General features: G+C 73.7%; 20 protein-coding genes. 11 read left to right on the top strand and 9 right to left on the bottom strand.

All coding sequences use genetic code 11. From position 1 onward, the window contains the following. Window positions 1-369 precede the first annotated feature (369 nt). The 8 genes from ACJ6WD_RS13560 (at window position 370) to ACJ6WD_RS13525 (ending at window position 7,146) form a co-directional block, all read left to right on the top strand. Complete coding sequence (locus ACJ6WD_RS13560) at window positions 370-534, top strand: hypothetical protein (RefSeq protein ID WP_233659346.1); 165 nt, start codon at window positions 370-372, stop codon at window positions 532-534. Window positions 535-650: 116 nt separating this feature from the next. Continuing rightward, a complete protein-coding gene (locus ACJ6WD_RS13555) occupies window positions 651-1,892 on the top strand; it encodes a hypothetical protein (protein ID WP_376447723.1) in 1,242 nt (413 codons plus the stop codon). Beyond that, entirely contained in the window at window positions 1,889-2,446 is a 558-nt protein-coding gene (locus tag ACJ6WD_RS13550) for a hypothetical protein (RefSeq protein ID WP_233659348.1), read from the top strand. The genes ACJ6WD_RS13555 and ACJ6WD_RS13550 overlap by 4 nt, the downstream gene beginning before the upstream one ends. Beyond that, the gene (locus ACJ6WD_RS13545) at window positions 2,443-3,690 is read left to right on the top strand and encodes an MFS transporter (protein ID WP_233659349.1); all 1,248 of its coding nucleotides are present in this window, start codon (window positions 2,443-2,445) and stop codon (window positions 3,688-3,690) included. Before ACJ6WD_RS13550 ends, ACJ6WD_RS13545 begins: the two co-directional genes overlap by 4 nt. Before the next feature lie 237 nt (window positions 3,691-3,927). Beyond that, the gene (locus tag ACJ6WD_RS13540; protein ID WP_233659350.1) at window positions 3,928-4,344 is read left to right on the top strand and encodes a hypothetical protein; all 417 of its coding nucleotides are present in this window, start codon (window positions 3,928-3,930) and stop codon (window positions 4,342-4,344) included. Between the two features lie 105 nt (window positions 4,345-4,449). Next, the gene (locus ACJ6WD_RS13535) at window positions 4,450-5,052 is read left to right on the top strand and encodes a carbonic anhydrase (protein ID WP_233659351.1); all 603 of its coding nucleotides are present in this window, start codon (window positions 4,450-4,452) and stop codon (window positions 5,050-5,052) included. A gap of 16 nt (window positions 5,053-5,068) precedes the next feature. Further along, window positions 5,069-6,523, top strand: a complete 1,455-nt coding sequence (locus tag ACJ6WD_RS13530; RefSeq protein ID WP_331246775.1) for a SulP family inorganic anion transporter — start codon at window positions 5,069-5,071, stop codon at window positions 6,521-6,523. 176 nt (window positions 6,524-6,699) lie between these two features. Then, window positions 6,700-7,146: a nitroreductase family deazaflavin-dependent oxidoreductase gene (locus ACJ6WD_RS13525; RefSeq protein WP_016572059.1), complete on the top strand. Its 447-nt coding sequence runs from the start codon at window positions 6,700-6,702 to the stop codon at window positions 7,144-7,146. A gap of 27 nt (window positions 7,147-7,173) precedes the next feature. Here the strand turns inward: ACJ6WD_RS13525 and ACJ6WD_RS13520 are convergent, their stop codons facing one another. The 3 genes from ACJ6WD_RS13520 to ACJ6WD_RS13510 form a co-directional block, all read right to left on the bottom strand. After that, a complete protein-coding gene (locus ACJ6WD_RS13520; RefSeq protein WP_331246776.1) occupies window positions 7,174-9,186 on the bottom strand; it encodes an ABC transporter permease in 2,013 nt (670 codons plus the stop codon). A 121-nt stretch (window positions 9,187-9,307) separates the two neighbouring features. Beyond that, window positions 9,308-10,102 carry a molybdate ABC transporter substrate-binding protein gene (gene modA, locus ACJ6WD_RS13515; RefSeq protein ID WP_233659459.1) on the bottom strand — a complete coding sequence of 265 codons (795 nt, stop codon included), beginning with the start codon at window positions 10,100-10,102 and terminating at the stop codon, window positions 9,308-9,310. Between the two features lie 155 nt (window positions 10,103-10,257). After that, window positions 10,258-10,653, bottom strand: coding sequence for a molybdopterin-binding protein (locus ACJ6WD_RS13510; protein ID WP_016573546.1), 396 nt, complete (start codon window positions 10,651-10,653; stop codon window positions 10,258-10,260). 416 nt (window positions 10,654-11,069) lie between these two features. On the opposite strand from ACJ6WD_RS13510, the gene ACJ6WD_RS13505 reads away from it, so the two are divergent. Then, window positions 11,070-11,492 (top strand): molybdopterin-binding protein, encoded by a 423-nt coding sequence (locus ACJ6WD_RS13505; RefSeq protein WP_233659460.1) that lies wholly within the window; start codon window positions 11,070-11,072, stop codon window positions 11,490-11,492. 77 nt (window positions 11,493-11,569) lie between these two features. Here the strand turns inward: ACJ6WD_RS13505 and ACJ6WD_RS13500 are convergent, their stop codons facing one another. The 3 genes from ACJ6WD_RS13500 to ACJ6WD_RS13490 all read right to left on the bottom strand — a co-directional run bounded on the left by ACJ6WD_RS13500 (window position 11,570) and on the right by ACJ6WD_RS13490 (window position 15,922). After that, the gene (locus ACJ6WD_RS13500) at window positions 11,570-12,085 is read right to left on the bottom strand and encodes a molybdopterin-dependent oxidoreductase (RefSeq protein WP_016573544.1); all 516 of its coding nucleotides are present in this window, start codon (window positions 12,083-12,085) and stop codon (window positions 11,570-11,572) included. A 199-nt stretch (window positions 12,086-12,284) separates the two neighbouring features. Then, window positions 12,285-15,083 (bottom strand): molybdopterin-dependent oxidoreductase, encoded by a 2,799-nt coding sequence (locus ACJ6WD_RS13495; RefSeq protein WP_407615846.1) that lies wholly within the window; start codon window positions 15,081-15,083, stop codon window positions 12,285-12,287. Next, window positions 15,080-15,922 (bottom strand): xanthine dehydrogenase family protein subunit M, encoded by an 843-nt coding sequence (locus ACJ6WD_RS13490; protein WP_016573542.1) that lies wholly within the window; start codon window positions 15,920-15,922, stop codon window positions 15,080-15,082. The genes ACJ6WD_RS13495 and ACJ6WD_RS13490 overlap by 4 nt, the downstream gene beginning before the upstream one ends. A gap of 205 nt (window positions 15,923-16,127) precedes the next feature. Here ACJ6WD_RS13490 and ACJ6WD_RS13485 point away from each other — a divergent pair, with 205 nt between their 5' ends. After that, complete coding sequence (locus ACJ6WD_RS13485; RefSeq protein ID WP_407615845.1) at window positions 16,128-17,639, top strand: helix-turn-helix domain-containing protein; 1,512 nt, start codon at window positions 16,128-16,130, stop codon at window positions 17,637-17,639. Between the two features lie 27 nt (window positions 17,640-17,666). Here the strand turns inward: ACJ6WD_RS13485 and ACJ6WD_RS13480 are convergent, their stop codons facing one another. Next, a complete protein-coding gene (locus ACJ6WD_RS13480; protein ID WP_037632613.1) occupies window positions 17,667-18,074 on the bottom strand; it encodes a molybdopterin-binding protein in 408 nt (135 codons plus the stop codon). Between the two features lie 508 nt (window positions 18,075-18,582). On the opposite strand from ACJ6WD_RS13480, the gene ACJ6WD_RS13475 reads away from it, so the two are divergent. After that, on the top strand, window positions 18,583-18,954 hold the full coding sequence (locus ACJ6WD_RS13475) for a hypothetical protein (protein WP_233659464.1): 372 nt from the start codon (window positions 18,583-18,585) through the stop codon (window positions 18,952-18,954). Window positions 18,955-19,032: 78 nt separating this feature from the next. On the opposite strand, the gene ACJ6WD_RS13470 is transcribed toward ACJ6WD_RS13475, so the two are convergent. Continuing rightward, window positions 19,033-19,821 (bottom strand): methyltransferase domain-containing protein, encoded by a 789-nt coding sequence (locus ACJ6WD_RS13470; protein ID WP_376444180.1) that lies wholly within the window; start codon window positions 19,819-19,821, stop codon window positions 19,033-19,035. Continuing rightward, window positions 19,818-20,909 carry a hypothetical protein gene (locus tag ACJ6WD_RS13465; protein WP_407615844.1) on the bottom strand — a complete coding sequence of 364 codons (1,092 nt, stop codon included), beginning with the start codon at window positions 20,907-20,909 and terminating at the stop codon, window positions 19,818-19,820. Before ACJ6WD_RS13465 ends, ACJ6WD_RS13470 begins: the two co-directional genes overlap by 4 nt. Between the last annotated feature and the right edge of the window lie 738 nt (window positions 20,910-21,647).

Below are 21,647 nucleotides of genomic sequence, written 5' to 3'. Positions count from 1 at the left end.
CGTGATCGTTCCCCGTCGGTGGCGGGCGGGCAGCGGACCCGCTGGGGAGGTCACCCGAACGCATCCGGTCCGGTGCCGCCGGGCGGCGGGCCGCGGTGCCGGGGCCGCGGAGCCGGGGCCGCGGAGCCGGGGCCGCGGAGCCGGGGCCGCGGAGCGCCGAATTGAGCGGGCGTCAGATAGTTCCGCGGTCGCTCGCCGTGACGGCATCTCGCCAAAGTTGGCGCACCGACCCGCATCCCCGGCGCCCGACATTGCCTTTCATTGACATTCACTTGAAGAGCCTTTTACCTTCGAGGAGTCGGCGTCGGCGCAGGTCATCACCGCACCGCCGGGCGCCGCTCCCCCATCCCCACACCTATGGAGGTCCCCATGGAGCAGCTCATCAAGAAGATGGCCCAGGACGACGTCTGGCGGAGCTGGGTGGCCGCCAACTCCGCCGGACAGGACCCGCGGACGGCGAAGAACGGCTGCATCAGCGCCGCCCCCAAGGCCGGCTGCATCAGCGCCGCCCCCAAGACCGGCTGTATCTCCTGACACCCGGGTGACGGACCCGGCGGGCCGGCGACCGTCCGGCCGCCGGCCCGCCGACCGGTCCAGCACACCCGACGTCCCGGGCGGGCCCCCGCCCGCGCACACCTCCGAGGGATCCCATGGAAGGCCAGCCGACCGCCGAGTTCATCGAGCAGATCCGCGACATCCCGATCTACCGCGCAGCACTGGCGAAGGGCCACTTCCCGGTGCTCGACAAACCGGAGATCGCCCGCGGCTTCCCCGACAACTGGATGACACCCCGGCTGGCCGCCGCGCTGGAGTCCGGCGAGGCCGAGTTCGTGCTCTCCACGGGCACCAACCACGCCCGGATGCAGCTCATCCGGCCCCCGTACTTCCTGCTGCGCTCCTACTACCGACTGTGGAGCGAACACGCCGACCTGGCCGCCACCTGGGAGGCCGGTTGCCGGCGCGTCTCGCTGACCACCGTCCTGGCCACCGAGCACGTGGCACGGGTCAACGCCGCCAAGCGCGGCGCCGCGCCCGACCCCGTGCCGAGTCTCGACGACCGCCGGCTCGACGACCGCACCAGCTACCTCAACCTGCGGCTCGATCCGGCGCTGTGGAGCCGCGACGACGTGGTCCGCATGCTCCACGAGATCCGCACCGCCGCCGAGGCCCACCCACAGGGGTGGTACCACCTGGACTGCTCCGGATACCACCTGGCGCACCTGGTGCGGAAGGTCGGCGAGTGGGGGTTGTGGGACGACTTCCCGCCACCCGCCAGCATCATCCACGCCTACGAGTACACGCCGGTGAACGTCCGGCGCTTCCTGCACCAGCACTTCGCCTGCCCGATCATCGACCTGTTCGGCAGCACCGAACTCGGCTACCTCTACTCCAGCGACCGACGCGGCAACTACCGCCCGCACCTGGACAAGATGAGCGTCGAACTCCACCCGGTCACGCCCGGCAGCACCCTGTACCACCTGATCGTCTCCAGCGTGCGCAACCCCTACATGCCGCTGATCCGGTACCGGTCGGGGGACTGCGTGCGGACCACCAACGGCACCCCCGACCCGGACCGGATCGCCCAGTTCGCCGGCCGCCACAAGGAACTCCTGGACACCCGGCACGGTCCGGTGGCCCAGGGCGACCTCGACCGGTGCGTGGGCGAGACGACCGCGCAGATCTTCGTCCACCAGCTCCGACTGGTGGGCGCCACCGAGGCGCGCTTGGCGTACACCACCTTCAACGGCGCGCCCCTGGCACCGGCGGATTCCGCCGCGTTGGAACGGGGCGTCGCCGAACTCACCGGCCGGACCTGCCGGCTCGACCACCGACCGCACATCCCCATCGGCCGGTCCGGGAAGTACTCCTGGCTGGCGAGAGGAGAGGCATGAACCACCGGACCGCGCCGGCGGCCGCGGCCACCGCACCCGCCACGGCGGCCCCGCACCGGGCGCTCACCGCCGAGGACCTCCAAGACCTCCTCGGCGCCGCGCTGCACGCCGAAGTCCTCGCCCACTTCGAGGAGACGACCGACGCGCCGCCCGACCTCGTGGCGCGCCGCGTCACCGAATGCCTGCGCTACCTCTACCTCGTCTCCCGCTACCGCGAGCGGCTCGGCGGGCTGTTCCTGCCCGTCGAGCAGGACGTCGACGAGGTCTGGCACTACCTCATCCTGCAGACCCGGGAGTACCGCGCGCTGTGCGAGGAACGGCTCCCCGGCGGGTTCTTCATCGAGCACCGCAGCATCGGCTACGAGGCGTACCAGCAGGAGCCCGGCCGCGCGCAGGCGCTCGACGAGGCGTTGCGCTGGATCCCGCTGTACTGCCGGGAGTTCGGCCCGTTCGACGAGGACGCGCTGCCGCACTGGACCATCGTCCGCTTCCTGCACCAGCGGATGGGCATGTCCCTCGCGGACATCGCGGCGCTGGAGCCGCTGCCCGCATGACCGGTGCCGCGCCCCGGCGGCCGTTGGCCGTCCTGGTGTTCTCTCAGGTGCTCAGCGGGGCGGGACTGGCGGCCGGGATCACGGTGGGGGCGCTGCTCGCCGAGGACATGCTCGGATCGACCGGGCTGGCCGGGGTACCCAGCGCGCTGTTCACCGCCGGTGCGGCGGTCGGCGCCGCGGGCATCGGCCGGCTCTCCCAACGCCGGGGCCGGCGCGCCGGGCTCGTCCTCGGGTACGGGGCCGGAGTGCTCGGCAGCCTGGGCGTGGTGGCCGCCGCCGCGCTCGGCAGCGTCCTGCTGCTCTTCCCGTCACTGCTGGTGTACGGGGCGGGCACCGCCACGAATCTGATGGCCCGTTACGCGGGCGCCGAGTTGGCTCCGCCAGAGCGGCGCGGACGTGCGGTCAGCACGGTGCTGTGCGCCACCACGCTCGGCGCGGTGGCCGGCCCCAACCTGGTCACCGCGACCGGAGACCTGGCCCTGGCCTGGGGCGTGCCCCGGTTGGCCGGTCCGTTCCTGCTGGCCGCCGCGGCGTTCGGCGCCGCGGCCGTGGTCCTGGCCGGTCTGCTGCGCCCCGAACCGCTGCCGCAGCCCGCGGCGCCGGCAGCGTCCACCGCCGGCCCGGACGCGCCACCGGACGAACAGGCGGCGGCGCCCTCGGCCCCCGGGCCGGCGGGCGGACCGCGGCGCGGCCTGCTGGCCGGCACCGCGGTGATGCTGCTGACCCAACTGGTGATGATCGCGCTGATGACCATGACCCCGGTGCATCTGCGGGCGCACGGCCACGACGCCCAGGCGGCCGGGCTGGTGATCGCGCTGCACGTCGGGGCGATGTTCCTGCCGTCCCCGCTGACCGGGCGGTGGGTCGACCGGGTCGGGCCGCGGCGGGTGGCCGCGGCGTCCGGAGTGACGCTGCTGGCCGCCGGATTGCTCGCGATGCTCGCCCCGCCGCACTCGGTGGCGGGGCTCGCCGTGGCGCTCGTACTGCTCGGCCTGGGCTGGAACTTCGGGCTGGTCAGCGGCACCGCATGGGTCACCGAAGCGCTGCCGCCGGCGCGCCGGGCCACCTCCCAGGGACTGGTGGACGTCGGGATCGCGCTGGCCGGCGCGACCGGGGGGATGGCCTCCGGGCCGGTGCTGGCCGCGGGTGGCTTCCCGGTGCTGGCACTGGTCTGCGGGGTGCTCGCGGCGGTGGTGGTCCCTGTGGCCGCACTGGGTGCCCGGGGAGCCGGCGGCGCCCGTTAACCCCTGAGAAAGCACGCAACATGGCGTCATTTCTCGTTTTCATACTGGAAACCTGGATGCTGCACTATGGGGAGCGCGGTTCCCGCAGCCACGGTCGACGCCGAGCGCACCGGACCGGAACCACGCCCCGACGACCAGGACCGTGCACAGCCGCGGCCCGCCCCGCCACGCGCGCGGCCGGCCCCCTGCCGAACGACCCAACGGCCCCCACGACACGGGGCGAAGCGGAGGACGACGATGCGGAAGGACACCGGCATACCGGGGGCACGCCCCCCGATGGCGGCCTGGTGCCGCCTGCCGCTGACCGCGCTCCTCGTCGTCCTGACGTTCCTGCTCGGCGCGGCGGCGCCGGCGTGCGCGGCCGCGGCGGCGCGCCCGGCCGCCTCCGCTTCCGGCGCCACCGGCAAGTCGGCCGCCGCGAACTCCAGTTCCGAGGAGGAGAAGCACTCCAAGCGGGAGTCCGAGCGCAGCCGCCCCCGGCGCATGGCGCCGGCCGCGGAGGGCGTGCCGCCGGCCCGACGTCCACTGCCGCCGCACCTCAGTGGTGCGGCCGGTGACGACGGAGCAACCGGCCGGGCACCGACCGCCGACCGCGACGCGGCGGCCTCCAGACCGTCCGAACTCCCCCTGCTCCACTGCGTCTTCCGCTGCTGAGCGGCTCCGCGGCGGGCCACGGCCGCGCGCCGTGCACCGCCACGCGAGTGCCGCACATCCTCGCCATCCCCACGGTGGCATCACACTTCAGCAGGAGACCTCCTCGTGGAGACCTTCATCCAGCACGCCCGGGGCCTGACCGCCCGTATCGCCACACAGCGGGAAGAACAGGAGACGTACGGTCGGCTCGCCGCCGGCCAGTCCCCCCTCGCCCTGTTCATCACCTGCTCCGACTCCCGCGTCATCCCGTCCCTGATCACCGGGGCCCGGCCCGGGGAACTCTTCGAACTCCGCACGGCCGGCAACGCCGTGCCCGCCTACCGGGACGGCATGGCGGCCAGCTCGGAGGCCGCCACCATCGAGTACGCGATGCGGGTGCTCAAGGTCGCCGACGTCGTGGTCTGCGGGCACTCGCACTGCGGTGCGGTGGGCGCCCGGGCCCGCCGCGAGGACCTGACCGGGGCACCCGCCGTCCGCGACTGGCTGGCACTCCAACTCTCCGACGAACTACCGGGCGACGACGGGCCGGCCGTCACCGCGGCCGTGCAGCGCCACGTGCGCCAGCAACTGGACCGGCTGGGTGACTACCCGTGCGTCCGGGAGCGGCTGGACGCCGACGAGGTACGGCTGCACGGCTGGTTCTACGAGGTCCACACCGGGTCGGTCTCCGTGCACCGACCGGCTGCCGACGCATTCCTCCCTCTGTGAAGGCGGGCTGTACGTGATGAAGCGATTCCCTTTCCTCCGGGCGGACTTCACCGCCTCCCTCGTGGTCTTCCTCGTCGCCGTCCCGCTGTGCGTGGGGGTGGCGGTCGCCTCCGGCGTACCGGCCGAACTGGGGCTGGTCACCGGCATCGTCGGCGGGCTGGTCACCGGGCTGCTGCCCGGTAGCAGCCTCCAGGTCAGCGGCCCGGCCGCCGGCCTGACGGTGCTGGTCTTCGAAGCGGTCAAGGAGTACGGACTGGGCGCGCTCGGCGCCCTGGTACTGGCCGCGGGACTGCTGCAACTGGCCATGGGCGCACTGAAGTTGGGGCGCTGGTTCCGGGCGATCTCGGTCGCGGTGGTGCAGGGCATGCTGGCGGGCATCGGGTTGGTCCTGATCGCCGGGCAGCTCTACGCCCTGGCGGACGCCAAGGCACCGGGCAGCGGACTGGCCAACATCGGGTCGTTGCCGCAGCTGGCGTGGGACACCGCACGGTCCGGCCCGGCGCTCGCCGCGCTCGCCGTGGGGGCCGGCACCGTCGCCGTCCTCGTGCTGTGGCCCCGCTGGCGGCGCGCGGCACGCGTCCTGCCGGCGCCGCTGGCGGCCGTCGCCCTGGCCACCACCGCGGTCTGGGCGCTGGATCTGCCGATCGCCCGGGTGCAGGTCAGCGGGTTGTTGGACGCGATCCAGCCCCCCGGGTTCGCCGACATCGGCCGACTGACCGAACTCGGCGTGCTGGGGACGGTGTTGGCGTTCACCCTGATCGCCTCCGCGGAGTCGCTGTTCAGCGCGGCGGCGGTGGACCGGCTGCACGACGGGCCGCGGACCGACTACGACAAGGAGCTGATGGCCCAGGGCGCCGGCAACACGCTGTGCGGGGTGCTCGGCGCGCTGCCGATGACGGCGGTGATCGTGCGCAGCGCCGCCAACGTCCAGGCGGGTGCCCGGACCAAGGCGTCCCGGGTGCTGCACGGGGTGTGGTTGCTGCTGTTCGCGGCGGCGTTCCCGGCGGCGCTGGGCGTGGTGCCGGTCGCGGCTCTGGCCGGTGTGCTGGTGCACGCGGGGTGGAAGCTGATCCCGCTGCGGGAGCTGCGGCCGCTGTGGCGGGCACACCGCGGTGAGGCGGTGGTGCTGTGCGTCACCGCGCTCGCCATCGTGACGGTGAACATGTTCGAGGGGGTGCTGATCGGCCTGCTGCTGGCCGTGGCCAAGACCGCCTGGGAGACCTCCCAGGCGCACCTGGAGGTGCACGTCCCCAGCGTGCCCGGCCCGGTGCGGGTCAGGGCCGTCGGCAACGCCACCTTCCTGCGGCTGCCCAAGCTCCTCGACCAGTTGGAGGCCCTGCCCGCCGACCGGGACGTCGAACTGGACCTGAGCGGGCTGCGGCACGTCGACCACGCCTGCGAGGCGGCCCTGGCGAACTGGGCCGAGCAGCACCGCCGCAACCGGAGCCGGGCGGTCGAACTGGTCTCCTGAGCCGGGCGCCCGATGCGGCGCCACGGGGCGCGCCCGGCCGGGGACAACGGCGTTCCCGGCCGGGCGCGCCGGCCCCGGACGCCGCGGCGGACGATCGACGCGGCGCCGGCGGAATGATCCGCCCCCGCTCCGTCGTTCCCCTCACACCGGAAGACGTCGACGAAGAGGTGGACGACATGCCCCTGCAGGGAGAGTACGAGCCGAGCCCGACCGCGTGGGTCCGCGATCAGGTCGAGTTGTACGAGGGATCCGGCGGCACCCGCGGCACGACGCTGCGCGGGCTGCCGGTGATCGTGCTGACCACCCGCGGCGCCCAGTCCGGCAAGCTGCGCAAGAGCCCGCTGATGCGGGTGGAGCACGACGGGGCGTACGCCGCGGTCGCCTCCCAGGGCGGCGCGCCCAAGAACCCGGTGTGGTACCACAACCTGCTCGCCGACCCCCGGGTGGAGCTCCAGGACGGCCCGGTCCGCCGGGACATGACGGCCCGCGAGGTCACCGGCGAGGAGAAGGCCGCGTGGTGGGCCCGGGCGGTCGAGGCGTTCCCCGACTACGCCGACTACCAGCAGAAGACGGACCGTCACATTCCGGTCTTCGTGTTGGAGCCGGCGGCGACCCCGCACTGACGCCCGCGCACCGCGCGCCGCCGTCCGTCAGAGCGTCACCAGGGTCACCTCGGTGGCCTTGACGCTGGTCCAGACGGCGGCGCCGTCGGTGAGCCCTAGTTCCAGAGCCGCCGCCGGCGTGATCTCGGCGACGAGATCGGGCGCCGCGGACGAGCTGATGACGACCCGCAGCCGGCTGCCCGCGGCGGTGATCTCCCGTACGGTGCCGGGCCAGACGTTGCGCGGACTGCCCGCGGGCTTCTCGACGTGCACCGCGACCGCCTCGGGAGCGATCACCGCGAGCGCGCGGGTGCCGTCGGGGAGCGGGTCGGCGGCGACCAGGTGACCGCCTTCGGCCAGGGTCAGCCCGTCGCCGGCGGCGGTGCCGGGCCAGGCGTTGCGGCCGAGCATCCGGGCCACCCACGGGGAGCGCGGCTGCCGGGTGACCTCGGCGGGCGGGGCGTCCTGGAGGGCCCGGCCGCCGTCCAGGACGAGAACCCGGTCGGCGAGCGAGACCGCCTCGACGGGGTCGTGGGTGACGATCAGGCAGACCCCGCCGAAGCCCGCGAGGTGGCCGCGCAGGGTGTGCCGGACGTGCGCCCGGGTGGTCTGGTCGAGGGCGGCCAGCGGCTCGTCGAGCAGCAGCAGCCGCGGCCGGGCGGCCAACGCCCGGGCCAGGGCGACGCGTTGGGCCTGGCCGCCGGAGAGCTGGGCGGGCCGGCGGTGCGAGAGCGGGCCGACGCCGAGCCGGTCGAGCCACTGCTGCGCGGTTCGCCGGGCCTCGCCGCGGGACACCCCCTGGGCGCGCAGCCCGTAGGCGGTGTTGGCCAGTGCGCTCAGGTGCGGGAAGAGCGCCCCGTCCTGGGGGACCCAGGCGACACCCCGCCGGTGCGGGGGCAGTGCGGTGACGTCGCTCTCCCCCAGCTGGAGGGCGGCTCGGGCCCGCGGCGTCAGTCCGAGCAGCGCGCGCAGCAGGGTCGTCTTGCCGGCGCCGTTGGGGCCGACGACGGCGATGGTGGTGCCCGGGTCGGCCCGGAGCGAGAGTTCGGTGAAGCCGGTGACGTCGGCGTGCAGCGGCCAGCGCTCCGCGGGGGACGGCACCGGCACGGACGACTCCCGGCGGCCGTCGCCCGCGGAGCCGTCCGCCGGCTGCGGGCCGGTCCCGTCCGGCCCGGCAGGGACGCCGTCGGCCGAGGCGGTGCGCCGCCCGGCGCGGGCGGCGCGGTCCGCGGGCCCGCCGGTCCACCGTCCGCGCAGGCACACCAGCACGGCCATGGCGATGACGAGCAGCAGCAGGGAGACGGAGGTGGCGGCCTCCGGGGAGTCCTGGAGCAGGAGGTAGACCTGGAGCGGAAGGGTCTGGGTGGTGCCGGGCAGGTTGCCCGCGAAGGTGATCGTCGCGCCGAACTCGCCGAGCGCACGGGCCCAGGTCAGCGCGGCGCCGGCGGCCAGGCCGGGGGCGACCATCGGCAGGGTGACGGTGCAGAAGACCCGCACCGGCGAGGCGCCGAGGGAGGCCGCGGTCTCCTCGTAGCTGGGGCGGAGGCCGGCGAGGGTGCCCTCCAGGCTGATGACCAGGAAGGGCATCGCGACGAAGGTGGCCGCGATCACCGCGCCCGAGGTGTGGAACGGCAGGACGATGCCGAAGGTGTTCTCCAGCCAGGGGCCGATGAGCCCGCGGCGGCCGAAGCCGAGCAGGAGGGCGACACCGCCGACGGTCGGCGGCAGCACCATGGGCAGCAGCACCAGCGAACGGATGAGCACCTTGCCCGGGAAGTCGACCCTGGCCAGCAACCAGGCCAGCGGGACGCCCAGCAGCAACGACAGGCCCAGCGCCCAGCACGACACCAGCAGCGACAGCCGGAGCGCTTCGAGCACGCCGGGGCTGGTGAGGTGGGTGCCCAGGTCGCCCCAGCTGGTGCGGGCGAGGATGCCCAGCAGCGGCATCAGCAGGAAGGCGACGGCGAGCAGCGCGGGGACGGCCAGCGCGGCGGGGGTGCGGGCACCGGGCGCGCGGCGGCGGCCGACCGGCGCGGCGGCGGGGGTGCTGAGGCGGCTCATCGGGAGTCCAGGGATCGGGGCGGGGGTCGGGTCCGGGCGGCCCGGCGGACGCCGGCGGATACGGCAGCGAGGTGGGGGCCGCCCGCTCCCCCGAGCCGGGCGGCCCCCACCCCGCACGGGGTCACGGCTTCTGGAAGCCCGCCTGCTGGAGGATCTTCTGCGCCTCGGGGGTGCTCAGCCACTTCACGAACGCCTCGGCCGCGGCGGAGTGCTGGGAGGACTTGAGCGTGGCCGCCGGGTAGGACGCGACGGCGTTCTGCGCGTCGGGGATGTCGATGGCGTCGACCTTGGTGGGCGCGGTGGCGGCGTCCGTCTTGTAGACGATGCCGGCGTCCGCCTCGCCGAGTTCCACCTTGCTCAGCACGGCACGGACGTTGGGCTCCTGCGAGACCGCCTTGACGGTCAGGTGCTGGGCGTCCAGGACCTTCTTGCTGTAGCGGCCGACCGGCACCTCGGGAGCGGCCAGCACGACCTTGAACTTGGTGTCGGTGAGGTCCTTGAGTGCCTCGATCTTCTTGGGGTTGCCCTTGCCGGTGGCGATGACCAGGCGGTTCTTGGCGATGACGGTGGGGGCGCCGGTGTCCGCCTTGAGCCCGTCCATGGTCTTGGTGTCGGCGGTGACCAGGGCGTCGGCGGGGGCGCCCTGCTTGACCTGGGCGGCGAGTTCCTGGGAGCCGGCGAAGGAGAAGGTGACCTTGGTGCCCGGGTGCTCCTTCTCGTAGACGGCGCTGGCCTTCTGGAAGACGTCGGTGAGCGAGGACGCGGCGAGCACGGTGAGCTTGGTGGTGCTGCCGGACCCGCTGCCGCTGTCCTTCTTGGCGTTGTCGTTGCCGCCGGAGCAGGCGGCGAGCGGCATGAGGAGGGCGGCGGCGACGAGCGCGGTGGCGGTGCGGCGTCCGGTGACGAAGGGGGACATGGTGCGGGACTCCTTGCTGCGCGGGGCGACGGAATCGCCCGAGCGGATGGGGACATAGCCGCGCCGTGGACGGGCGACGCCGCTGGGTGGCCGACGGTCCGGGGGACGTGGGGGCGGACCACCGGAGGGTGGCATGGGGGGTGGCCTGGGGGGGCTCAGGTGCGGTCGATGTGCACGCTGGTGGATTTCACCCGTGCGACGGCCTGCATGCCGACCTCCAGGCCGAGCTCTTCCACTGCTTCGCGGGTGAGCAGGGACACCAGGCGGTGCGGGCCGGCCTGGATCTCGACCTGGGCGGCGACGTCGCCGAGTTTGACGGCGGTGACGATGCCCGGGAAGGCGTTGCGGACGGAGGTGTAGGCGTCGTCCTCCTCGCCGCCGGCGGACTGGCCCACCTCGATCGAGAAGGCGGCCAGGTCCCGGCCGTCGATGAGGCGGCGGCCGCTCTCATCGCGGTGGGTGGCGACCCGTCCGGCATCTGCCCAGCGGCGGGCGGTGTCCGGGCTGACGCCCAGCAAACGCGCCGCCTGGCCGATTGTGTAGGACTGCATGTGCGACAACATATGGGATATTGACTCGCATTTACAATCCTTTTGGCATTCCTCTATAGCAGATGCAAGGCTCATTGGAGGAAGGGACAAGCGCGACTTCCGGCCATCGGAATTCCGGCCGCCCGGCGCGGCGGCCCGCCCGCCACCCCTACCCAGCAGGGCGAATCCCGCGAGGAACCCACACCCGGAGCCGATTACAGTGCGAGGGACAGAAAGAACATCAGGGATATCTCCGTAGCGATTCGAGCAGCGCGGCATTCCCCTTCGCCGCTCCGCATCGGGACGTCCCGAATGTCGCGGCACGACATCCCGTCGCACGGCGTCCGGCTCCGTGGCATTCCGCCGCACCGCTCGGCCTTCCCCGCAGCCGCGCCCCCACACGTCCCGCACCGCTCGCACTGGAGGAAGTGGTTCCCATGAGCCTCAGCATTCGCAACCAGCTCTCCGGCACGGTCCTCACCGTCACCCCCGGGGAGGTGATGTCGACCGTCGTACTGCGGCTCTCCGGCGGGCAGACGCTCACCGCCGCGATCACCGTGGAGGCCGTGCACGACCTGGGAATCACGGTCGGTGCGCCGGCGCGGGCGCTGGTGAAGTCCACCGAGGTCGCGCTGTCCACCGGCCCGGTGGACGGGCTCAGCATCCGCAACCGGCTCCCGGGGACCGTCGTCGCGGTGACCACCGGCGGCGCGATGGCCGGCGTGAAGGTAGCCGTGCCGGGCGGTGAACTGACCGCCGCGATCACCAAGGACGCGGCGGCCGACCTGGGGCTGGCCGCCGGCTCCGAAGTGACCGCGCTGATCAAGTCCACCGAGGTCGCGCTGGCCGCCGAACGCTGACCCGAGGGCCCTGCCGGTGGGGCGCCCGCCCGCGCCACGACCGGCGCGCGGACGGGCCCACCGGCGGAGGCGTGCGCCTACCGCTCCCGCGGCTCGGGGCAGGGGCCCACCCAGATGCGGGTGATGGCACTGATGTACCGGGCGCCGCAGCGGTCGGACGGCACCACCAACTGGCTGCCCGCGGCGTCCAGCGGCTCCCCGTCCAGCGCGGTGGCCAGCAGGATCGGGGCGTTGCCGAAGTCGGCGTCGATCTCCGCCCAGGACAGCACGGTGTGGTGGCCGTCGCCGCCGGTGACCGTCAGCAGGAAACGGGAGCGGTCCTTGCGCCGCCGGGCGTCGAAGGCGGGTCCCGCTTCGTCCAGGACGTCGCGCAGCAGCGGGCCGTCGAAGGTGTGGTGCTGCGGCCCGTTGGTGGCGCAGTCGAAGACCACCGGGGCGTGCCGCTGCGGCCAGCGCGCCCGCAGGTCGGCGACGGTCAGCGTGAGCGGGCGGTGCAGCTGGCCGCCGATCAGGAAACTTCGCACGACGGGCGGGGCGTCAGCGGACGCGCCGCGGACGGCGACGGTGCGGGGCGGCGGGCTGAGTCGGCTCATTGGTGTCCCCCTGGAGACGATCCGCGCGGCGGCTGCCTCCCTGTGATGCCCCAGCGCCGCATGACTCAATCACATATGCCATCCGCTTACACATGTTTCCCTTGCGCAAGTGAGGCGAATGGGGGCAAGAAGGTGGCAGGTCCGGAGCCCCCGCAGTGCCGCCCCGGACCTGCCGCCGCCGCACGGCCGGCCGCATCCGTCACACGGAGCCCTCCCGCGACGGATGCGCCCGGGCCGACCAGCCGCCCTCGCCGCCGGCCTCGCGGTGCTCGGCGAGGGCCTGCCACACCTTGTCCCGGAGGAAGGGCACCTCGGTGAAGCGGATCCCGGTGGCGTCCCGCAGCGCGTTGCCGAAGGCCGGGGCGACCGGGTTGAACGGGCTCTCGCTCATCGACTTCGCACCGAGCGGCCCGATGGAGTCCGAGGTCTCCATGAAGTGCACCTCGGTGCGCGGGACGTCCGCGTAGGCGGGCAGCCGGTAGCGGCGGAACGCCGGGGTGAGGACCTTGCCGCCGGAGTCGACCAGGACCTGTTCGAAGAGGGTCGCGCCGAGGGCCTGGGCCACCCCGCCCTCGACCTGGCCGCGGCACTGCATCGGGTTCATGACCTTGCCCGCGTCGGCCGCGTGGACGCTGCGCAGGATCTTGATCTCGCCGGAGTCCGGGTCGACGGCGATCCGGAACCACTGGGCGTTGAAGGCCACCGAACGCGGGGAGCCGCCCCAGTATCCGTCCGCCACCAGTTCCACGTCGCGCTCGCGGGCGGCCTGGTGCAGCTCCTTGAGCGAGACCGTGCGCCCGGCGCACTCCACGGCGTCGGTGAGCAACTGGCACTGGCTGCGCGGGGTGCGGGCGTACTCCGCGGCGAACGACAGGATCCGTTCGGCCAGGCCGTTGGCCGCGCGCATCACGGCCTTGCCGGCCACGACGGTGCCGGCCGAACCGAAGGCCCCGGTGTCGTGCCGGACCACGTCGGTGTCGGACTGCCGGATGACGATCCGGTCGACGGTGGTGCCGAGCGCGCCGGCGGTGATCTGCTTGTGGACGGTGGTGGTGCCGTTGCCGAATTCGGCGGTGCCGACGGCGATGTCGTACGTGCCGTCCTCCAACAGGGCCACCGTGGCGTCGGCGTAGTGCCCGCCGGGCGGACCGGTGGCGATCATCGACATCGCGGTGCCCTCGCCGACCAGCCAGCCGTCGGGGGCGTCGGCGGCGCTGCGGTCCTCGGCGATCGCGTCACGGATGACCGTCAGGCACTGGTCCAGCCCGTAGCTGGCGATGTGGAGGTCCTCCTCCTCGCCGCCGGGGCTGAGCATGTGCTCCCCGGGGCCGATGATGTTGCGCTCCCGGAAGACCAGCGGGTCGATGCCCAGGCGGCGGGCGAGTTCGTCCATGGTCGATTCCACGGCGAAGGTGACCTGGCCCAGTCCGTAGCCGCGGAACGCCCCGGCCGGGACGCAGTGGGTGTAGACGGAGTAGGCGTTGACCTTCTTGTGCGGCGCGCGGTAGACGGCCATGGACTCGCCGACGCTGTGGAACATCACCGCCGGGCCGTGGTTGCCGTAGGCGCCGGTGTTGGAGACCACCCGCACCTGGAGGGCCGTCAGGGTGCCGTCGCGCCTGGCGCCGGCCTTGATGCCGATGGTGAACGGGTGCCGGGTGGTGGCGCCGAAGAACTGCTCGGCGCGGGTGAACTCCAGCTTCACCGGCCGGTGCAGCCGCATCGCGGCCAGCACCACGATGTCCTCGGCCAGCATCTCCTGCTTGCCGCCGAAGCCGCCGCCGACCCGGCCGGCGACCACCCGCACCTCGTCCTCCGGCAGGTCGTACAGGGCGCACAGGGCGCGTCGGGTCAGGAAGGGCACCTGGGTGCTGGAGCGGACCACGATCCGCTCGCCGTCGCCGTCCTCCTTCTCCTCGAAGTAGGCGACGGCGCCGTGGGTCTCCAGGCTGGCGTGCTGCACCCGTTGGGTGCGGAAGGTCTCCTCGTAGACCACGTCGGCCTCGGCGAAGCCCTCCTCGACGCTGCCGATCTCGCCGTGCACCTCACCGACGACGTTGTCGTCGGGACGGGAGATCCGGCAGGTTTCGGAGTCCTTGGGGTGGACCACCGGGGCGCCGGGCCGCATCGCCTCCTCCGGGTCCAGGACGTGCGGCAGCACCTCGTACTCCACCGCGATCCGGCGGCAGCCCTCCTCGGCGGCGCCCTCGCTGTCGGCGACCACCGCGGCGACCCGCTGTCCGACGAAGCGGACCACGTCGTCCAGGACCCGGGTGTCGTCGGGGTCCTCGGTGGGGTGCTCGTGACGGGCCGTGGAGAACAGCCGCTCGGGGGCGTCGTGGTGGGTGAGGACGAGGTGCACGCCGGGGACCCGCAGCGCGTCGCTGGTGTCGATGGAGACGATCCGGGCGTGCGGGTGCGGGGAGCGCAGCAGCTTCATGTGCAGCAGCCCCTCGACCTCGATGTCGAAGGTGTAGCGGGCGGTTCCGGTGACCACCTGGGGGCCGGCCGGGGCGCCCAGGTTGCGGCCGACCGACTGCCCGGGGCAGGGCTCCTCGACGTGGGTGACGCCGCGGATCGCGTCCTCGATCGCCCGGTAGCCGGTGCAGCGGCAGAGGTTGCCCTTCAACGCCCTGGGGAGGTCGGTGAGTTGGTCCTCGTCCAGTTTGGACGTGGTCATCAGGAAGCCGGCGGTGCAGAACCCGCACTGGAAGCCCTGGGCACCGAGGAACTTGCGCTGCATGGGGTGCAGTTCGCCGTCCGGTTCGGCCAGGCCCTCGACGGTGGTGACGCGGCGGCCGGCGGCGCGGACGGCCGGATAGAGGCAGCTGTGCACCGGCTCGCCGTCGACGTGCACGGTGCACGCCCCGCAGTCCCCGGCGTCACAGCCCTTCTTCACCCCGAACCAGCCGCGGTCGCGCAGGTAGGTGCGCAGGCACTGGCCGGGGCGCGGTTCGGCGTCGAAGTCCCGACCGTTGACGTGGATGGCGTAGCTCATCGGACAGCCTCCCGGGCGGACGGCGAGTGGGTGGTGAGTTCGGCACGGACCTCCTCGGCGAGGCGGAGCGCCATGTGCCGCCGCCAGGCGGGCAGGCCGTGGATGTCGTCGAACCACTCGGGCTCGGTGACGGCACCGTCGAGGGTGCCGTGCAGCACCGCGGCGGTGGGCGGGGTGGGGAACCAGAGGCGGAACGGACGGACGGTGGCGGCCGTGACGGTGATCGCCAGCGAACCGTCCAGGGGGTCGAGGGTGCCGATGACCAGGGCACCGGAGCGGCCGAGTCCGTAGAGGGAGACCTGCCGGAACGCGGTCCGGCAGGTCAGTGCGCGGGCGGGCAGGGTCACCGAGCGCAGGAGTTCGCCCTCGCCGAGGTCCTTGCGCCCGGCGCCGGTGATGAAGTCGGCGACCTGCACCCGGCGCCGGCGGCCGTCCTGGGCCTGGAGCAGGCAGCTGCCGTCGAGCGCGGCGGTCAGCGAGATCATCGGCCCGGCGGGCAGGCCGTTGCAGAGGTTGCCGCCGAGGGTCGCCATGTTCCAGATCTTGAACGAGGCCAGGAAGGCGCGGCAGCACTGCTCGAAGAGGGGCGCGGCCGGCACCGGGAAGGTCGCGGCGAAGCGGGAGAGCTGGGCGATGGTGCAGGTGGCCGCGATCTCCAGGGAGCCGTCCGGGAGGCGGGTCAGCGGCTCCCAGCCCATCCGGCTCAGGTCCACCAGGCGCCGGAGGTGCGGTTGGGGTTCGGAGAAGAGGTAGGTGCCGCCGCCCAGCCAGGCGTCGCCGGTGCGCCAAAGGGCGTGCTGCCGGCCGTCCCGCACCTCCAGCACGGTGTTCAAGTCCATGCAGCCGAGTGAAGCAAGCGGCCGGCGGGCCGCACGACTGGTCCGCAGCACGGAAAACGCACCAAGGTCCGGGGCAGGAACTGGATGATTAACCAAGAGGTATATCCGCTTGAACCCCTGGCATTTACGATGCCAGGACCCACATTCGCCTCGTGAATGTGAGATGCCGGGTCCTTCGCCCGGTAGCCGTCCAAGGAGCCACCACATGCACGTCCACGATCTCCTCCAGCTCGATGCGCTCGACCTGACCCTCCTGTGGGGCGAGGAGCCACTGCTCGCCCAAGAGGTCAGCGGGGTCACCGCCACCGACCTGGAGGCCCCCGCCCGGTTCCTCCAACCGGGAGAGCTGGTGCTGAGCGGGCTGGTGTGGTGGGCCCCCGGGGACGAGCGGGAGAAGGTGGACCGCTTCGTGGCGGCGCTCGCGGACTCCGGTGCGGCCGCACTGCTGGCCGGCGAGGAGACCCACGGCAAGGTCCCCGACGTGCTGGTGGAGTCCTGCCGCGCGCACCGCGTCGCCCTGGTCTCGGTGCCCGCGCGCACCACTTTCCGGGCCATCACCGAGGCGGTGTACCTGCGCCGGTGGGGCGACCTCAGCCGCCGCGCGGCCGGCCACTACGCCCTTCCGGAGAACGTGCGCAACGAGCTCGCCGGGCTGCTCGCCGGGGACGCCGCGCCCGACGCCCTGCTGGACCGGGCGTTCGCGCACCTGGGCGGCCCCGCCTGCTACCTGCTGACCGCCACCGGCCGGACCCTCGCACGCACCCCCGACGCCCCCGAGCTGACCGCCCGACAGGCCCGGCGGTACCTCACCGCCGGCATCGGCAACACCCTGCGGATCGAGGGCGACCCGGGACCGTACGACGCCTGGTTCCTGCACCTGCGCGGCGTGGACGACGCACCGCCGCGGGTGCTGCACGAGATCGCCGACGTCGTCGCGCAGTACCGGCACCACGAAGCGGCACGCGGGACGGCCGCGCGCCGGGCGACGAACGCCCTGTTGGCCCTGGTCGCCGCGGGCGCCGCCGAGGGGAGCGCGTTCGACGCGGCGCTGCACGCCTGCGGGCTGCCCGCCGACGGCCCGTTCCGCGTGGTGCTGGCCGCTTCGGACGGCACGGAGCCCGAGCAAGCGACCCGGGCGCTGGTCGAGGCGCTGCGGCACTCCCCCGGGCCGCCGTTCGCGGCCGGGCTGCTGCCGGGCGGGGACGCGGCCGCGGTGGTGGCCGACGACGAGGAGTCGCCGACGGCCCTGGACGAGCCGTGGCCCGCGCTGCACGCCTGCCGCCCCCAGGCGCCGCTGCACGCCGGGGTGAGCGGCCCGGTGGCCGCCGCCGACCTCAACTCTGGCCTGGAGCAGGCCCGTTACGCCCTGGCCGCGGCCCGCTCGGCGGCCCCGGAGGGGGCCGGGGTGTCCTCCGTCGACGAGCTGTCCACACTCGGCTCACTGCTCTCCGGGGTGCCGGGCGAGGTGCGGACGGCGTTCAGCAGCCGGGTCCTCGGCCCGCTGTCGCGCGGGGGCAGCGCCTCGCACCGGATGCTGATGGAGACGCTGGAGGTGTTCCTCGCCCAGCACGGGTCGTGGGCGCGCACCGCGGAGATCCTCCATCTGCACGTCAACACCGTGCACTACCGCGTCCAACGGATCGAGGCCCTGACCGGCCGCGACCTGTCCCGGCTCGACCACAAGCTGGACCTGCACGCGGCGCTGCTGTGCCGCTGAGCGGCGGGCGGGTCGACGGCCGCGGCCTCAGCCGCGCTCGTCCGGCCGGTCCACGTGCACGTGGGTGGACTTGATCCGGGCGGTGGCCTCGACGCCGACCTCGATACCGAGGTCCTCGACGGCCTCCCGGCTGACCACCGCCACCACGCGGTGCGGCCCCGACTGGACCTCGACCTGGGCGATCACGTCGTCGAGGGTGACCGCCGTGACGATGCCGGCGAAGGCGTTGCGGACGGAGGTGCGGGCCTCGCCGGGGACCGGGTGCGCGCCGGCGGCCCGTTCCTTGGCGAACGCGGCCAGACCCACTCCGTCGATCACGCGGTTGCCCGCCCCGTCCCGGTCCATGCGCAATTGCCCGCCGTCGGCCCAGCGACGAACGGTCTCCGAACTCACGCCCAGCAGTCGCGCTGCCTGGCCAATGCTGTACGAGGGCACGTCGGCACTCTAAAGGACCCGAGAACCGACCCGGGCGTCACATCCAGCCGATGCCGTCCGCCGGCCGGCACCGGCGGGTCTTCCGTCGGGCGGGCGCTGCCGCAGCACCTCGGTCGGCTCCTCCGGTGCCGGCGCTCCTCGCCGCATGTTCGTCCCGCACTCGCAGCCAAGGTCGACATCGAGCCATTCGGATCGAGGCTTGCGCTGCGCCGGGTGGCTGACGACGTGTCCGGGCCTTCGTGCGCCGCTCGACGCCTTCGCTCGCCCCACCAACAGGAACACAGGGTCTCCTTCTGGTCCGCGGACGCTTCCCGGTCGCGACGACCGCGTGCGACCCTGCCGATACGGGCCCCGCGGGCCGGCCAGGTTCCACGACGAACGGCGGCGCGGCCCAGCCCGGCGCGCCGCTCGGCCAGATCGGCCACTTGGCCCCGTACCTCACCGAGGCGCGTAATCCGGGAGAGGGAAAGGGAAAGGGAAAGGGAAAGGCAGCGGGAGGGAGACGGTGATGGAGATCGAGGTTCTGGTCGTAGCCGGCTGCCCGCACCGGCAGCTCGCCGAGGAGCGGCTGCGGCAGGCACTGGACGCCGCCGGGCTGACCGACACCGGCTTCACCACTCGGGTGGTCGGTGACCAGGCAGCGGCCGAGCGGTCCGGCTTCACCGGCTCCCCGACGATCCTCATCGACGGCCGCGACCCGTTCGCCCGGCCCGGCGCCGCACCGACCCTCGCGTGCCGGCTGTACCGCACCCCCGGCGGTCTGGCCGGGGCGCCCGACCTCGACCGGATCCGTCGCGCGCTCGACGACGCCGGCCCCGGGCCGATCACGGATGCGGACGACGACTTGAGGGCCCGACGGACGCCGCCGTCGAGCCCTTGAGCGCGCCGGACCACGTGCCGGCCGGGCACGCTCCCCCTTGCCCGTAGGGTGCGTGCGCGAAGCAGCCCGCGACCCGGTTCAGGCGCGCCGGCCGGTGACCGTGAAGGCGACCGAGTACGTCAGCGTCTCCGCGCTGTCCAGGTGCGCCAGGAAGGCGGCAACCGCCTCGTCCCCCGCCTGCGGGGAGCCGAGGGCGCGGGCGATCAGGGGCCGGGCGATGTCGAGCTTGAGCTCCCACTGGCCGCGTTGGACCGGGTCGATCCGCCCGGCGATCAGGTGGTACGGATCGACCCGCACGTCCAGGTCCGTCAGCCCGGCCCGGCGGGCCAGCCCGTACAGACGGCGCCCGGTGTGCGGGTCGAAGCCGGCTGCCGTGAGCGCCTGGGTGACCGGGTCGAGCAGGGCGCGCAGTTCGGGGCCGAGCGGGTCGTGCCAGACGAGCTGGCCGTCGAGGTCGAAGAGCACGACCGTGCCGCCGGGGCGGGTGACGCGTGCCATCTCGGCGACGGCCGCGTCCCGTTCGGCGACGTACTGGAGCATCAGGCGCGAGTAGACGACGTCGAAGGAGCCGTCCTCTAAGGGCAGTGCACGGGCGTCGCCGGAGCGTCGCTGCGGGCCCGTGCCGGCCGGGCCGCCCGCTGCGAGGCGCGCGGGGTTGCCGTCGAAGGCGACGACCTCGGCCGCCGGGCGGGCCCGCAGCACGGCCTCGGCGATGTGACCGGGGCCGGCGCCCACGTCGAGCACGCGCGCCCCGGGGGCGCTCGGCAGCACCGGGTCCAGATAGGTGCGCACCCATGCGTCGGCGTCGACCTTGGCCACCAGCCGGCCGGCCTCGCGCCGGTCCTCCATCAGGTACGGGACGGTCATGCGCTGCTCCTCGGGTAGACGCCCCGGCCGTGCAGCCGCTGGGCGTACAACTCGTCGATGTGCCGGTAGAGATCGGGGTACGCCTCGGCGAGCCACAGCGCGCGGGTGTAGGGGCGTACGGACTCGGCCCCCGCCAGGATCAGGTGGTCGATCGGGGTGGCGGTGGCGAGGGGGACGGCGGCGGGCTCGAAGTCCGCGTAGGCGTGGCAGGCCGCCGCCAACAGGGTGTCCGTCGCCCGCCGGACCTCGGTCGGATCGAGTCCCGGCGCGACCAACAGGTCACAACGGTTCTCCAGGAAGGAGAAGTTGAAGCCCAGCGGCCCCCTGTAGGCGAGCGCGGCGGCCCGTACCGTACCGGACGCGTCGTACAGGGCCCAGACGCGTCGGTGGCGGCGCAGCCCGACCAGGCGGTAGAGCCGGTCCACATCCGTCAGGCGCAGGTCGTCGCGGTCCAGGCCCTCGGCCCGTACGTACACCTCGCCGCGGCAGCGGCGGGCCAGGTCCGCCAGCTCGGGACAGGCGCCGGCGTCGAGTTCGGTGACCGTGCCGACGGAGCCGACCGGGAGGAGCGCGCGGGCGAGGGTCAGCGGGACCATCACGTAGTCACCGGGGGCGACCAGCGAACGCGCGGGGCCGAGGTTGCGCTCGATGCTGCCGAACGCGCGGGCCGCGAAGCGGTTGGAGGGGCTGAACCAGTTCTGCGCGGCGACGTCCTGCCGCTCGGCCACCCGGATCGCCTGCGCCGCCAGCATCACCGCCCGCCCTCCGGCGAGGGTCCCCGAACTGACCAGGTGCTGGGTCTGCCAGCCCCCGTGCGTGGAACGCCAGGAGCTCAGCGAGGCCCAGCCACCGCCGGGCTCGTCGTAGCTCGCGACCCAATGGAGCAACTCGCCGGCCCGGCGGGCGCGTTGCCAGTTCTCCAGGATGAGCGACCAGTAGGGGGCGAGCCTGGCCCGCTTGGCCGGGTAAAGGAAGCGGGAGCGCTCGTACCGGTCGAAGAGTTCGACCGGTGGTAGCGCGTTCACCTCGCATCCGAAGTCGGACCACGTACGGGAGGCGATCCGGTCCGCCACTGCGGAGACGGTCATGGGACGTGCCCTGTCCTTTCGCGGGGTTCCTGAGATCGACAGCATCTCCAACGGCCGACACCGGCGAAGGTGACGCCGTTCGGGCGACGCTTTCCGGACGCGAGAAGCGCGGCGCCGCACCGCGGGGCGAGGCCGGTCCGCCCTCTCCGGGCGGGGGCCGGCGCGGTCGCCTCGTGGCGCAGGACAGGCTTGCCGTCGTTCGCGGTCACGACCCGCGCTCTGTGCCAGCCGCCCTGCCACGACGCCGAGTTGACGTCCGCAGCGCGATGTCGCGCGCGTCGTCCGATGTTGCCGGCGCGGTGCCTGACCGAAACGAGAGCAGCCCGCCGGCCCCTCCCCCACCCGTGGCGTCACCCCGAACCGGGGGGACCCGGTAGCCGGACCTCCTCGTTCCTTGGTGCGGTGGACGGGTCGAGGACCTGCCTGCCCTGCGCGCGGGGGCATGGCAGGCAGGAGAGTGGGGCGGTAAGCGTGGTTCTCCGACCGGAGCGGGGTCGTCCTGGGCCAGGTGGTGGATCCGGGGCGGGCCGGACGGACGCTTCGCCGAGCCGGACGACGACGGCGCCGTCGCCGACCACCCGGACGGCGATTACCGCCAGGTAGGTCGTGCAGGGTCGGAGCGGCGGGCCGGTGTTCGACGGGGTGAGGGGAGGCGCCGCCCGCACCGGGCGGACCAGCGGGCCCGGCGCCAATTGGCACCGAACAGAGCAGTCCGGTTCGCGGCCCGCCCGCACTTCG

The organism is Streptomyces sp. VTCC 41912 (assembly GCF_045799175.1).
Taxonomy (GTDB): Bacteria; Actinomycetota; Actinomycetes; order Streptomycetales; family Streptomycetaceae; genus Streptomyces; species Streptomyces albulus_C.
The sequence above is the reverse complement of the archived record's forward strand: the minus strand, read 5'-3'. Positions and strand labels throughout refer to the sequence as shown.